This window comes from Anaeromyxobacter diazotrophicus, from assembly GCF_013340205.1.
Taxonomy (GTDB): Bacteria; Myxococcota; Myxococcia; order Myxococcales; family Anaeromyxobacteraceae; genus Anaeromyxobacter_A; species Anaeromyxobacter_A diazotrophicus.
Genome location: NZ_BJTG01000002.1, coordinates 264,629 through 277,853, shown reverse-complemented (window position 1 = coordinate 277,853; position 13,225 = coordinate 264,629). Strand labels below are relative to the sequence as shown.

The window sequence follows — 13,225 nt, the reverse complement described above, 5'->3', positions numbered from 1 at the left end:
CGCGGAGGCGGGCCGCGGCGGGCGTTCAGCGCGAGGTCGCTCCAGCGGCCCGGCGCGCCGCCGCCAGCGCCGCGGCCGGGCGGTTCGTGATGAGGGCCGTCACCCCCAGCCGCGCCAGGCGCGCCACCTCGGCCTCCTCGTCCACCGTCCAGGCGCGCACCGCCAGCCCGCGCGCGCGCCAGGCGGCGGCGCGCGCGGCGGTCACGAGGGAGGCCTGGGGGTGGAGGGCGTCCGGCCGCGCCAGGCGCGCGCCCGCCCCCGCGCGGAGCCGCCAGGTCCGCCCCTCCGCCACCAGGAGCCCGCGCGGCACGGCGGGCGCCGCGGCGCGGAAGGCGGCCAGCAGCAGCGCGTCGAACGACGACACGACGCACCGGCCGGCGGCGCCGGCGCGGTGGAGGACGCGCGCCACCGCCGCCGCCAGCGCGAGGTCCGGGAGCCGCTCCGCCTTGAGCTCGACGTTCACGATCGCGCCCGGCAGCGCCTCCAGCACCTCCGCCAGGAGTGGGATGCGCTCGCCGCGGAAGGCCCCGCCGCGCCAGGCGCCGACGTCGAGCGCGCGCAGCTCGCGCAGCGGCGCGCGCCGGAGCCGGAGCGCGGCGCCGGCGGTGCGGCGCGTGTCGGCGTCGTGGTGGACCACCACCTCGCCCGTCGCACAGCGCCACACGTCGAGCTCGACGCCGTCCGCGCCCTGGTCGAGCGCCAGCCGGAAGGCGGCCAGGGTGTTCTCCGGTGCGTCCGCGCTGGCCCCGCGGTGGGCCAGGATGATCGGGCGTCGCTCCGCTGTTGTGGCGCTGTCTCCGGCCATGGCTCTCCTGGCTTTGGCTCCGTGAGGACGCTAGGATACCGGCTCATGGGACTGCGACTGCCTGAAGTGCTCATCATCCTCGTCGTGCTCGTGCTCGTCTTCGGCGCGAACAAGATCCCTCAGCTCGGCGACGCGCTCGGCAAGGGGATCCGCAACTTCAAGAAGGCCTCGAACGAGGACGACTCGATCGACGTGACCCCGAAGGGCGACGCGCAGCAGCAGGGGCAGCTCCCGCAGGGCGCCGCCACCGGCGCCGCCCGCGCTGCGAGCGCCGAGAAGAAGGCCTAGCTCTCCGCGGCGGCCGCCGGCGCCCGGCCGGGCGCCAGGCTGGCCGCCAGCGCGCGCACCATCGCGTGCAGCGCGCCGTCCTCCGCCAGGTCCGACAGCTCGCGCGGCGAGAGCCGCGGCAGGAGCTTCGCGACCAGCGCCGGCTCGGCGTACGGGTTGTGGGCGATCGCCCGCGCCACCGCCGGGCGGGCCCGCCACCTGCGCTCCTCGTGCAGGCAGCGGAGCGTCTCGGGGCGGCAGGGCCGCCGCGCCGCGATGCGCACCACCAGCTCCTCGGTGAGGTGCGGGTTCCGGAGCAGCTCGCGGACGACCGCCGGGTCGCCCTCCGCCGCCAGGCGCGCCAGCAGGTCGGGATCGCCCGGCCGGCGGGCGAGCGCCTTCTTGTGACCGAGGGTGAGCCGCGCCAGCCGGGCGTCCGCGCGGTCGCGCGGCGGCTGCCAGGCGAGCCGCGGCGGCGCCGAGAGCAGGAGCCGGCGCACGTCGTCCAGGCCCGCGTCGGCCGCGGCGGCGTAGAGCGCGGCGAGGGCCTCGTAGCCGAGGTCGGGGCCGGGCACGAGCAGCGCCTGCGCCAGCGCCGCGGCCGGCTCGGGCTCCCCCCCGGCGGCGGCCCGCAGGGCGGCCTCGAGCAGGCCCGCGGCGGCGCCGGGAGCGAGCGCCGCGAGGGCCCGCGCGGCCGCCCGGGCGCGGATCGCGCCCTCCTCCAGCGCCCCCAGCCGGCGCGCCAGGGCCCGCGCGTCGGCGAGCGCCGGCGGATGCCCGGGAGCCGCGGTCACGGCCCGGGCACGCTCTCGGCGGCGGTCCGGACCTGCAGCCCCGCGAGATCCGGGACCGGGGCCGGGAACAGCACCAGGAACGGCGCCGGCTCGCCCGGCGCGAGGCGCCGTACGGCGCGCTCGTCCAGCGCGCGCCGGAGCGAGGCCACCTGGTCGGCGGTCGAGGCGGCGAACACCTCCTCCGGCGAGGCGGCGGCGCCCGCCAGGGCCTCGGCGGTGGCGACCGTGCGCGAGCCCTGGACGAGCGCGACCTTCACCCGCACCGGCCCCGGCGACCCGGCGCGCGCCCGCACCTCGCCGCGCACCACCAGCACGGCGGGCCCGGCGGCGGTGTCGAAGAGGCCCGCCCGGACGTCCGCCGGCTCGACGGCGCGCGCCCCGGAGCGGATCGCCCCGCGGACCCGGCCGCCGAGATCCCCTCGCCAGGCGAGCAGGGCGGCGGTGAGCGCGAGCAGCAGGGCCAGCGAGAGCGAGTTCGCGGCCAGCGCCGCGGCGCCCGTCCGGCGGCGCAGCCGGGGCAAGGAGGCGGTGGCCGTGAGCGCGCCCGGCTCCTCGGGTGCGGCCGCCGGCGCGGGCACCGGGGTGGCCTCCGGCGCCGGGACGGGCGGGGACGCGGGCGCGGGCGCGTCGAGGGCGAGGCTGACCGAGGCCTGGGGCTCGGCCGCGGCCTCCGCGACGCGCTCGCCGGCCCGCGGCTCGACGAGCTGGGTGGCCTCGTCGGCCAGCGACAGGCTCGGGGTCGGCGCCGGTGTCCGGGCGGGCAGCGGCGGCGGGTGAGCGGACCCTCGCGGCGGCGCGGTGGCCTCCTCGAGCGACAGCGCGTCCGGGTCGGGGGCCGGGGGCGGTGGCGAAGGGCGCTCCGCCGGCGGGCCGGCCGCCTCGGCCGCGGCGTGCAGGCCCGCGGCCGGCGCGACCGGCGGCGGCGTGGCGGCGGCGCCCAGGCTGAAGGGATCGGGGCCGAGGTCGGCCGCGAAGGGGTCGGCGGCGGCGAAGGGCTCCCGCCCGGCCGGCGCGAACGGGTCGGCCGGCGCGGCGGCTCCGCGCGCGGCGCGCGCAGGCGCGGCGCCCCCGGGTTGCCCCGGCCCGGACGGGCTCGGCGCCCGCTCCGCCGCTCCGTCGGGCGTGACCGCGCCCGAGGGCAAGAGCCGGAAGACGGCCTTGCAGGCGCTGCAGCGGATGCGGGCGCCCGTCGGACCCAGCCGGTCCGGGTCGAGGCGGAAGCGCGTCTGGCAGGAGGGGCAGGTGATGATCATCGCGCGCCGCTGGCGGCGCCGAGCGTACAACGGTATGTCCTTGACCGGAAGAGAGGCCGCCCAGACAATGCCGCTCTCACCTGCACATCCTCCTCCGGAGGATTCCCACATGACCGAAGAGCAGACCCCGGGCGCGGAACCCTCAGCCTCCGACGCCTCGCGCGAACCGAAGATCATCAAGCGCTACACCAACCGGAAGCTCTACGACACCGTGGAGTCGCGCTACGTCACGCTCGACGAGATCGCGCAGATGGTGAAGGCGGGCACCGAGGTGAAGGTGCTCGACAACCGCACCAAGGAAGACCTCACCAGCGTCACGCTGGCCCAGATCATCTTCGAGGAGGAGAAGAAGACCTCCAAGATGAGCCTGCGCACGCTCAAGGACCTCATCCGCCACGGCGGCGAGCGCGCGGCGCAGATCGTCGAGGACACGCAGGCGGAGCTGCGGGGGCGGGTCGAGGCGGTGCGCCAGGCGGCCGAGCAGCGCGTGCAGACCCTGCTCAAGTCCGGCCAGCAGACGACCGACCGCGCCAAGGAGATGGTGGCCGCCTCCCAGGAGGCCGTCACGCAGTTCCAGCGGCGCGTCGACGACCGCGTCCGCACCGCGGTGGAGGGGATGGGCTCGGTGGGCGACGTCCGCCGCGAGCTCACCGCGCTCTCCGACCGCATCGCCGAGCTGGAGAAGAAGCTGGATCAGCTCAAGTAGGGCGGGGCTCGCCCCCCGCCGCGGGCGACCGCCCCCGCTCACGGGCCCTGCCGCTCACCCCTCCGCCACCCGCCCCGCCGCCGCCGGCGCGCGCTCCAGGAGCTCGTCGGCGAGCGCGGCCAGCGCCTGTGCGCCGCTCGAGCCGGGGGCGTGCTCGAAGACGGTCAGCCCGCGGCTCTGGGCCTCGTCCACCTTCACCGACCAGCCGAGGACGGTCCGCGCCAGCTCGCGCGGGAAGCGCTCCCGGAGCTTCTCCAGGATCTCGTCCGCGAGCTGCGTCTTGCGGTAGAGCGCCGGGACGACGAGCGCGAGCGCCGGCGCCTCCCCGCGCTCGGCCCGGAGGCGGGCGAGGCTGTCCATGATCTCGGCGCAGCCGTCGAGCGCGAGGTAGGTGAGCGCGACGGGCAGCACGACCTCGGTGGCGGCCCGCAGCACGTTGTCGGTGACGAGCGACACCGAGGGCGGGGCGTCGAACAGCACCACGTCCCAGCGCCCCGCCGGCAGCGCGTCGATCACCTCGCGCAGCCGGGCGCTCCGATCGGCGCGGCTCGCCACCTCGAGCGGGAAGTCGGCCAGGCTCTTGTTGGCGGGCAAGAGATCGAGCCCCGGCACCGCCGACGCGCGCACCACCGCGTCGAGCGGGGCGGTGCCGAGCAGGAGCTCCTTCACCGTGGGCGAGATCGTGCGCACGTCCACGCCCAGCGACTTGCCGGCGTGCCCCTGCGTGTCGAGGTCGGCGAGCAGCACGCGCTGCCCCCGCCGGGTGGCGAGCCACGCCCCCAGGTTCACGCACAGCGTCGTCTTGCAGGTGCCGCCCTTCTCGTTGATGAAGGCGATGCGGCGCATGGTCACCCCACGGCGAGCGAAGCGAGCCCGCCGGGGCGCTGCCCGGCGCGCGGCGGATGCCGCGCCGGGCAGCGCACGGGCCCCGGCGAGCGGGGTGGGCCCCCGGTCCAGCTCCGCTGGCCGGGGCGGGGGCGCCAGCCCCCGCTTCGATCGATGAAGGCGATGCGCATGGGCGCTCAGGCGGGGTCGTGCGAGCCGCCGCCCGGCTTGCCGGCCGGGCGGTCCACCTTGGCGGCGATCCCGTCGAGCATCGCCTCGAGCTCGCCCAGCTTGCGGCGCAGCTCCTCCACCTCCTCGGTGGTGGGCAGGCTCACCGCCCCGAGCGCGGTGCGGACGCCCCGGTCGAAGGTGGACTTGGCGGTCAGCGCGGAGGCGAACACCGACTGCACCCCGTGCATGACGCGCTCGCTCGCGAGCAGCTGGGTGACCAGCTTTCCGACGCGCTCCTCGCCCGCCGACATGGCGCGCTTCACCGCCGGGTTCCTGAGCAGCTCGTCGAGGATCATGGGTGGACTTCTCACCTTCCGGTCGCTAGCTTGTCAAGCGCCGTGCCAGGGCTCGCCCTCCTCGACCGCCGCCTGCTCGTCGTCACGGGCAAAGGCGGGGTCGGCAAGTCGACGATCGCGACGGCCCTGGCGCTCCTCGCCGCCCGGCGCGGCCGCCGCGTGCTGGTCTGCGAGGTCAACGCGCAGGAGCGCGTGGCGCCGCTGCTCGGCGCGCCCCCGGCCGGCTTCGAGACGCGCCAGGCGCTCCCGAACCTGTTCACGGCCAACGTGACGCCGGCCGAGGCCATGCGCGAGTACGGCCTCATGACCCTGCGCTTCAAGACCCTCTACGACGCGGTCTTCGAGAACCGGGTGGTGCGCTACTTCCTGCGCGCCGTCCCGTCGCTCTCCGAGCTCGTCATGCTGGGCAAGGTGCTGCACGAGGTCCGGACCGAGGAGCACGGCCGGCCGCGCTGGGACCTGGTCGTGCTCGACGCCCCCGCCACCGGGCACGCGGTGCAGCTCCTCCGCGTCCCCGGCGCGCTCCTCGAGACGGTGCCCCCCGGGCCGCTCCGCCGCGACGCCGAGTGGATGCACGCCCTGCTCGTCGATCCCCGCAAGACCTCCCTGCAGATCGTGACCTTGCCGGAGGAGATGCCGGTCAACGAGGCCATCGAGCTCGAGGCGGCGGTGCGGACCGTCCTCGGCGTCGCGCGCGGGGCGCTGTTCGTGAACGCCATGCCGGAGGCGCGCTTCACGCCCGGCGAGACCTCCGTCCTCTCGGACCTGGTGGCGGCCGCGCCGCCGCTCGGCCCCGCCGCGGCGGCCGCGCGCCTGCAGGCGCTCCGCGCCGAGCAGGCCGGCCGCTACCTGGCGCGCGCCCGGGCCGCGATCGACCTCCCGGCCGTGCTCGTGCCGCTGCTCGCCCGCGAGCGGTGGGACCTGGGCGCGGTCGAGGCGGTGGCCGCCGCCCTCGAGCCGGCGCTGGCCGGGGCCTCCCCGCCACCCGCCGGGAGGCGCTAGATGGGCGAGCTCTCCGCCGCGCTCCAGGCGAAGCGCATCGCGGTGTGCGTCGGCCCCGGCGGCGTGGGGAAGACCACGCTCGCGGCCGCGCTCGGGCTCGGGCGCGCGCTCGCCGGCGGCAAGGTCCTCGTCTGCACCATCGACCCGGCGCGCCGGCTCGCCAACGCGCTCGGGCTCGAGGCGCTCGGCAACGTCGAGAGCCGCGTCCCCGAGGCGCGGCTGGCCGAGGCGGGGCTGCACGCGCGCGGCCAGCTCTTCGCCATGATGCTCGACGTGAAGCGCACCTGGGACGACCTCGTGGCGCGGCACGCGCCCGACCCCGCGCGGCGCGAGCGGATCTACCGGAACCGCCTCTACCAGCAGCTCTCGAGCGCCCTGGCCGGCTCGCAGGAGTACATGGCCATGGAGAAGCTGTACGAGCTCGCCACGGAGCGCGACTACGACCTCATCGTGCTCGACACCCCGCCCACCGCCCACGCGCTCGACTTCCTCGACGCGCCCGACCGCATCCTCGACTTCCTCGGGAACGACACCGCCCGCACCCTGCTCGCGCCGGCCCTCTCGGCCGGGCGGGTGGGCCTGAAGCTGTTCCAGCTCGGCGGGAGCTACGTCGCGAAGACCATGGCCCGCTTCACCGGCGCCGAGGTGCTGGAGGACCTGGCCGAGTTCATGGCCACCTTCCAGGGCATGTACGGAGGGTTCAAGGATCGCGCCGCCGCGGTGCGGGCGCTGCTGGCCGAGCCGCAGGTCGGGTTCGTCCTCACCTCCTCCGCCAGCCCGCGCGCGGTGGACGAGACGCTCTTCTTCCACGAGCGGCTCCGGGCCGAGCGGATGCCGGTGGCGGGGGTGGTGGCGAACCGGGTCACCCGCGAGCTGTGGGGCCCGGGGCCGCTCCCCGACGCCGTGGAGCTCGAGGCCGCGCTGGCGGCGCAGCGGGTGCCCGACGGCACCCTCGCGTCGCGGCTGGCCCGCACGCTGGCCGAGCACGAGCTGCTGGCGCGCGCCGACGCGCGGGAGGTGGCCCGGCTGTTCGCGGAGAGCTCGGGCGCGCGGGTGGAGCTCCCCCGCCTCGACACCGACGTCCACGACCTCGCCCACCTGGCGCGCCTCGCCGCCGCGCTCTGAGCGCGGCGGCCTTAGAATGGAGGGCGCCATGCGCTCCCAGACCCTGGAGATCGCCACCCGCGCCCGCTGCGAGCTCGTCGAGCTCACGGGCCAGGTCCGGGCGGCCGTGGCGCGCGCCGGCCTCGCCGCCGGCGCGGTGCTCGTCTACAGCCCGCACACCACCGCCGGCGTGACCATCCAGGAGAACGCCGACCCGGACGTGCGGCGCGACCTGCTGCTCGCGCTCGAGAACGCCGTGCCGGACGCCGCCCCGCGCGGCGCTTACCGCCACGGCGAGGGCAACTCCCCGGCCCACGTGAAGACCGCCCTGCTCGGCGCCTCGCAGCTCGTGCCGGTCGAGGGCGGCGAGCTGCAGCTCGGCACCTGGCAGGGCGTCTTCCTGGTCGAGCTCGACGGGCCCCGGCGGCGGCAGGTCCTGCTCCGCTTCCTGGCGGACGCGCCGTGAGCGGCGCCCTCCGGGCGCGCCGCCGGCTGGCGCCGCCGCTGCTGGCGCTGGCGCTCGCCGCCTGCGCCCACCGGGGCGCGGGGGCGGGCGCCGCCTCGCCGGAGGAGCGCAGCGACGTGGAGCTCTTCGCGGTGGGCAGCGCCGCGGCGCAGGCGGGCGACGACGCGGCCGCCGCCGAGGCCTTCGGCCGGCTCGCCGACGTCTACCCGGCCTCGCGGCGCGCGCCGGCCGCGCTGCGCGGCGCGGGCCTGGCCGAGCGGCGGCTCGGGCGGCTCGAGCCCGCGCTGGCCCGCTTCCAGGCGCTCGCCGCGCTCGGCGCCGGCGCGGAGGAGGACGAGGGGCGGTTCCTCGCGGCGGAGTGCCTGTGGCGCCTGGGCCGGAGCGGCGAGGCGCGCGCGCTCCTCGACGCCCTGGCCGCGCGCGCCGACCTCGCCCCCGCGCTGCACCTCCGCGCCGTGACCGAGGGCGCCGTGCTCGACCTCGAGGCCGGCGAGGCCGGGCGCGCGCGCCGGGCGCTCCAGGACGGGCTCGCCGCCTTCGAGCGCGCCGGCGAGCGCGAGCGGCTCGAGCCGGCCGACGCCGCGCAGGCGCGCTTCTACCTCGGGGAGGCGGAGCGAGCCCGGTTCCTGGCCGCGCCGCTCGATCCGGCCGGGGTGGCCCCCGACGCGCTGCGCGCCCAGCTCGAGGAGAAGGCTGGGCTCCTGCTCGCGGCGCAGGAGGCGTACCTCGCGGCGATGCGCGCCGGGCACCCCGGCTTCGCGGTGGCCGCCGGGGCGCGGGTGGGCGAGCTGTACGACGACCTGCGCCGGCAGCTGGTCGAGGCGCCGCTGCCGCCCGGCCTCGACGCCCAGGGCGAGGAGGCCTACCGGGAGGCCCTCCGCGGCGAGGTGCGGGTGCTGGCGGAGAAGGCGCTCGTCGCCTACGAGGAGACGCTCTCCGCCGCCCGCGTCGCCGGGGTCGAGAACGAGTTCGTGCCGCGCGCCGAGGAGGCACTGGCGCGCATGCGGCAGGAGCTGGGGATGCGGTAGCGCCCCTCAGGGCGCCCGGAGCTGCTCCCCGTACATCGCGTCGAGCACCTCGTGGTAGCGCTGCTCGATGAGCTTGCGGCGCAGCTTCTGGCTGGGGGTGACCTCGCCGGCGGCCTCGCTGAACTCGGCGGGGAGCACGGTGAAGCGCTTCACGTTCGCGAAGCGCGGCAGGCCGGCGTTGAGCGCGTCGAGCGCCCGCTGCAGGTCGGCGCGCAGCGCCGGGTGCCCGGTGAGCTGGGCCGGGTCGCGGCCGGCGAGGCCCTGCCGATCCACCCACGCCTGCAGCGCGGCCGGGTCGAGGGTGACGAGCGCGGAGACGTAGTTCCTGCGGTCGCCGTGCACGAGCACCTGGGACACGAGCGGCGAGAGCGCCTTCAGCCGTCCCTCGAGCTCCTGGGGCGCCACGTACTTCCCGCCGGAGGTCTTGATGAGGTCCTTCTTCCGGTCGGTGATGGTGAGGTAGCCGTCGGCGTCGAGCACGCCCACGTCCCCGGTGTGGAGCCACCCGTCCTGCAGCGCCTCGGCGGTCGCCTCGTGCAGCCCGTGGTAGCCGCGCATGATCCACGGGCCGCGCATGAGGATCTCGCCGTCCGGGGCCAGCTTCACCTCGACCCCGGGCAGCGCCGGGCCGACGGAGCCGGGGCGGTGGCGGTGCGGCAGGTCGACGTGGGTGGCGGCGGACGACTCGGTGAGGCCGTAGCCCTCCAGGATGAGCAGGCCGGCCGCCTCGAACAGGTCGCTCACCTCGCGCGACAGCGGCGCGCTGCCCGACACGAAGAAGCGCAGCCGCCCGCCGAAGAGCGCGCGCACCCGCTCGAAGACGAGCCGGTCGGCGACCGCCCAGCGCAGCCGCAGGAGCGGGCCCGGCGCGCGGCCCTCGCGCAGCGCGCGCGCCCGCTCCCGCCCGGCCCCGAGCGCCCAGCGGAACACGGCCCGCTTGGCGAGCCCGCCCTCGCGCACCTGCAGGAGGACGCGCTGGTACACCTTCTCGAAGATCCGCGGCACGGCGCAGACGAAGGTCGGGCGCACCACCGCCAGGTTCTCGACCAGCTTCTCCACCCGCCCGTCCACGGCGGTGGGGAAGCCGATCTGCAGCTGGGCGGTGCCGATCATCTTCCCGAAGACGTGCGACAGCGGCAGCCAGAAGTACTGGAGCGGCTCCGGGTGGTCGAGGATGCCGGCGCGCTCCACGCTCTCCGCCTGCGCCACCCAGCCCTGGTGCAGGAGCTCGACGCCCTTCGGGCGCCCGGTGGTGCCGGAGGTGTAGACCAGCGTGGCGAGCGCGTCGGGCCGCACCGCCTCCGCCAGCTCCTCGAACCGCCCGGGGTGGCGCGCGTGCTCCGCCTCGCCGAGCGCCTCGAGCGCCTCGAGCGTGAGCGCCCACCCGTCGCCGCCCGCCAGCCGCGGGTCGAGGCCCGGGGCGAGCACGATCACGTGCCGCAGCGCGGGGAGCTCGGCCCGCCGCCGCGCCAGCTTCTCGAGCTGCGCCCGGTCCTCCACGAACGCGTAGGCGCTCTCGGAGTCCGAGAGGATGAAGGCGCACTCCTCGCGCGTGCTGGAGGGGTAGATGGTGGTGGTGGCCCCGCCGGCGCAGAGGATCCCGAGGTCGCACAGGATCCACTCGATGCGGGTCGAGGAGATGATGGCGCAGCGCTCCTCGCCCTGGAGCCCGAGCGCGCGCAGGCCGCAGGCGATGGCGCGGACGCGGCGCTCCGTGTCGCGCCAGGTGAGGCTCACCCAGGCGTCGCCCACGCGGTGGCGGAACGCCTCCGCCGACGGCGTCTTGCCGACGCGCTGGAGGAAGAGGGCTGGAACGGTGCGTGGTGGTTCGAGGTTCACGTGGTCCCGTTCCTCCGCTTGACAGGAGGAACGTCCGTCATAAAAGATGGTGGGTGAGGGTCGGGCAGGGTGCCCGCCCGGAGCTTACAGCCCCTCCCTCTCAAAGGACGCGCGATCATGGCCCTGCCCCCCCACCGGAAGCCCCGTTTCGAGACGCTGCAGGTCCACGCCGGCCAGGAGCCCGCTCCGGGGACCCACGCTCGGGCGGTGCCCATCTACCAGACCACCTCGTACAGCTTCGAGTCCGCCGACCACGGGGCACGGCTCTTCGCCCTGCAGGAGTTCGGCAACATCTACACCCGCATCATGAACCCGACCACCGACGTGTTCGAGAAGCGGGTGGCCGCGCTCGAGGGCGGGGTGGCGGGGCTGGCGACGTCGTCGGGGATGGCGGCGCAGTTCCTCGCCATCACCAACATCGCCCAGGCCGGCGACCAGATCGTCTCGGCGGCCCAGCTCTACGGCGGCACGTACAACCAGTTCAAGGTCACCCTGCCCCGCCTCGGCATCGGGGTGAAGTTCGTCGAGGGCGACGACCCGAAGGCGTTCCGCGCCGCCATCGACGGACGCACCAAGGCCATCTACGCGGAGTCGATCGCGAACCCCTCCGGCAACCTGCCCGACTTCGCCGGCCTGGCCGAGCTGGCGCACGAGCACCGGATCCCGTTCATCGTCGACAACACCTTCGGCATGGGCGGCTTCCTGGTCCGACCCATCGAGCACGGCGCGGACATCGTGGTCGAGTCGGCCACCAAGTGGCTCGGCGGCCACGGCACCTCGATCGGCGGCGTCATCGTGGACTCGGGCAAGTTCGACTGGGCCGCCTCCGGCAAGTTCCCGGTCTTCACCGAGCCCTCGCCGGGCTACCACGGCCTGGTGTTCAACGACGTCTTCGGTCCGAAGGGCCCCTTCGGCAACATCCAGTTCATCATCCGCGCCCGCGTCGAGGGGCTGCGCGACCTCGGCCCCGCGCTCTCGCCGTTCAACGCGTTCCAGCTGCTGCAGGGGCTCGAGACGCTCTCCCTGCGCGGGCAGCGCCACGTCGACAACGCGCTCGCGCTCGCCAAGTGGCTCAAGGCGCATCGGCAGGTGGCGTGGGTCAACTACACCGGCCTCGAGGACCACCCGCACCACGCGCGCGCCCGGAAGTACCTCCGGAACGGCTTCGGCGCGGTGCTGACCTTCGGCATCCAGGGCGGGCTCGCGGCCGGCAAGAAGTTCATCGACGCCGTGAAGCTCGCCTCGAACCTGGCCAACGTGGGCGACGCGAAGACGCTCGTCATCCACCCCTCCTCCACCACCCACCAGCAGCTCTCCGAGGCGGAGCAGAAGGCCTCGGGCGTCACGCCGGACCAGATCCGCGTCTCGGTGGGCATCGAGCACCTCGACGACATCCAGGAGGACTTCGAGGAGGCGTTCGCCGCGGCCCGGTAGTCGGGCGCGCCGCCGGCGCGCGGACCCAGGCGCCCCGAGGCGTGACCGCCCGCCCCGCGAAGCCGCGGCGGCGGGCGGTGCTTTCCGGGGCTGGCCGCGTCCTACTTCGCGGCCTCCTCGAACAGCCAGGTCGAGAGGTAGCGCTCGCCGGTGTCCGGCAGCACCACCACGATGAGCTTGCCCTTGCTCTCCGGGCGCTTCGCGACCTCGAGCGCCGCCCACACCGCGCCGCCGGAGGAGATCCCGCACAGGATCCCCTCCTCCTTGTTGAGGCGGCGCGCGATGTCGCCCGAGTCCTCGTTCGAGACGGTGATCACCTCGTCGAGGATCTTGGTGTTGAGCACCTTGGGCACGAACCCCGGCCCCCACCCCTGGATCTTGTGCGGCCCCCCGCGGCCCTGCGAGATGGCGGGCGAGTCCTTCGGCTCGGCGGCGACGATGCGGACGCCCGGCTTGCGCTGCTTCAGCACCTCGCCCACGCCGGTGATGGTGCCGCCGGTGCCGGTCCCGCCGACGAAGACGTCGATCTTGCCGTCGGTGTCGCGCCAGATCTCCTCGGCGGTGGTGCGGCGGTGGATCTCGGGGTTGGCCGGGTTGTCGAACTGCTGCAGGACGAGGTAGCGGGGGTCCTCCTTGGCCATCGCCTCGGCGCGCCCGATGGCGCCCTTCATGCCCTCGGCGCCCGGCGTGAGCACGATCTGCGCGCCCAGCGCGGCGAGGAGCTTGCGGCGCTCCATGCTCATGGTCTCGGGCATGGTGAGGACGAGCTTGTAGCCCTTGGCGGCCGCCGCGAACGCGAGGCCGATGCCGGTGTTGCCGCTGGTGGGCTCGAGCAGGATGGTGTCGGGCTTGATCTTCCCGTCGCGCTCGGCCGCCTCGATCATCGCCACGCCGATGCGGTCCTTCACCGAGGAGCACGGGTTGAAGCTCTCCAGCTTGACCACGACCTGCGCCTGGAGACCGGTCGTGAGCCGGTTGAGGCGCACGAGCGGCGTGTTGCCGATGGTCTTCGTGATGTCCTGGTAAATCCGCATTTCGGCTCCTCGGCTCGTCCCGGCGCGCTGCCGGCCGGCCGCGTGAAGGTGAGGCGTCCGTTATAACGGCGGACGCTCCGCCGTGCACGCGCCATCTTCGCGCCCCCGCGACGGGAGGGGCCCCCCTCCGGTTAAGCTCGG

Annotated in this window: 14 protein-coding genes; 7 read left to right on the top strand and 7 right to left on the bottom strand. The window is 75.9% G+C overall.

Translation table 11 applies throughout. The features are described from left to right. Positions 1–25: 25 nt before the first annotated feature. Positions 26–805 carry a glycerophosphodiester phosphodiesterase gene (locus HWY08_RS04225; RefSeq protein ID WP_176063264.1) on the bottom strand — a complete coding sequence of 260 codons (780 nt, stop codon included), beginning with the start codon at positions 803–805 and terminating at the stop codon, positions 26–28. Positions 806–850: 45 nt separating this feature from the next. Between HWY08_RS04225 and tatA the strand changes: the two genes are divergently transcribed. After that, a complete protein-coding gene (gene tatA / locus HWY08_RS04220) occupies positions 851–1,093 on the top strand; it encodes a twin-arginine translocase TatA/TatE family subunit (RefSeq protein ID WP_176063262.1) in 243 nt (80 codons plus the stop codon). Here the strand turns inward: tatA and HWY08_RS04215 are convergent. Beyond that, complete coding sequence (locus HWY08_RS04215; RefSeq protein ID WP_176063260.1) at positions 1,090–1,866, bottom strand: hypothetical protein; 777 nt, start codon at positions 1,864–1,866, stop codon at positions 1,090–1,092. The two genes, tatA and HWY08_RS04215, sit on opposite strands and share 4 nt — an antisense overlap. Beyond that, a complete protein-coding gene (locus HWY08_RS04210; protein ID WP_176063258.1) occupies positions 1,863–3,149 on the bottom strand; it encodes a zinc-ribbon domain-containing protein in 1,287 nt (428 codons plus the stop codon). The genes HWY08_RS04215 and HWY08_RS04210 overlap by 4 nt, the downstream gene beginning before the upstream one ends. A 79-nt stretch (positions 3,150–3,228) precedes the next feature. Here HWY08_RS04210 and HWY08_RS04205 point away from each other — a divergent pair, with 79 nt between their 5' ends. Next, positions 3,229–3,825, top strand: a complete 597-nt coding sequence (locus HWY08_RS04205; RefSeq protein WP_176063257.1) for a polyhydroxyalkanoate synthesis regulator DNA-binding domain-containing protein — start codon at positions 3,229–3,231, stop codon at positions 3,823–3,825. A 54-nt stretch (positions 3,826–3,879) separates the two neighbouring features. Here the strand turns inward: HWY08_RS04205 and HWY08_RS04200 are convergent, their stop codons facing one another. Beyond that, positions 3,880–4,671: a ParA family protein gene (locus HWY08_RS04200; protein WP_176063932.1), complete on the bottom strand. Its 792-nt coding sequence runs from the start codon at positions 4,669–4,671 to the stop codon at positions 3,880–3,882. 176 nt (positions 4,672–4,847) lie between these two features. After that, entirely contained in the window at positions 4,848–5,177 is a 330-nt protein-coding gene (locus HWY08_RS21765) for a phasin family protein (RefSeq protein ID WP_235969449.1), read from the bottom strand. A 42-nt stretch (positions 5,178–5,219) separates the two neighbouring features. Here HWY08_RS21765 and HWY08_RS04195 point away from each other — a divergent pair, with 42 nt between their 5' ends. Genes HWY08_RS04195 through HWY08_RS04180 form a run of 4 tightly spaced genes read left to right on the top strand, consistent with a single transcriptional unit; the run spans position 5,220 to position 8,777 of the window. After that, positions 5,220–6,179 (top strand): ArsA family ATPase, encoded by a 960-nt coding sequence (locus HWY08_RS04195; protein WP_235969448.1) that lies wholly within the window; start codon positions 5,220–5,222, stop codon positions 6,177–6,179. Beyond that, positions 6,180–7,304, top strand: coding sequence for an ArsA family ATPase (locus HWY08_RS04190; protein WP_176063253.1), 1,125 nt, complete (start codon positions 6,180–6,182; stop codon positions 7,302–7,304). 28 nt (positions 7,305–7,332) lie between these two features. Continuing rightward, positions 7,333–7,749, top strand: coding sequence for a secondary thiamine-phosphate synthase enzyme YjbQ (locus HWY08_RS04185; RefSeq protein WP_176063251.1), 417 nt, complete (start codon positions 7,333–7,335; stop codon positions 7,747–7,749). Continuing rightward, positions 7,746–8,777, top strand: coding sequence for a hypothetical protein (locus HWY08_RS04180; RefSeq protein ID WP_176063249.1), 1,032 nt, complete (start codon positions 7,746–7,748; stop codon positions 8,775–8,777). Before HWY08_RS04185 ends, HWY08_RS04180 begins: the two co-directional genes overlap by 4 nt. A gap of 6 nt (positions 8,778–8,783) precedes the next feature. Here HWY08_RS04180 and HWY08_RS04175 read toward each other — a convergent pair whose 3' ends face one another. Then, positions 8,784–10,616 (bottom strand): AMP-dependent synthetase/ligase, encoded by a 1,833-nt coding sequence (locus HWY08_RS04175; RefSeq protein ID WP_176063246.1) that lies wholly within the window; start codon positions 10,614–10,616, stop codon positions 8,784–8,786. 117 nt (positions 10,617–10,733) lie between these two features. Here HWY08_RS04175 and HWY08_RS04170 point away from each other — a divergent pair, with 117 nt between their 5' ends. After that, positions 10,734–12,050: an O-acetylhomoserine aminocarboxypropyltransferase/cysteine synthase family protein gene (locus HWY08_RS04170; protein WP_176063244.1), complete on the top strand. Its 1,317-nt coding sequence runs from the start codon at positions 10,734–10,736 to the stop codon at positions 12,048–12,050. A 101-nt stretch (positions 12,051–12,151) separates the two neighbouring features. Here HWY08_RS04170 and cysK read toward each other — a convergent pair whose 3' ends face one another. Further along, a complete protein-coding gene (cysK, locus tag HWY08_RS04165; protein ID WP_176063241.1) occupies positions 12,152–13,084 on the bottom strand; it encodes a cysteine synthase A in 933 nt (310 codons plus the stop codon). Positions 13,085–13,225 lie beyond the last annotated feature (141 nt).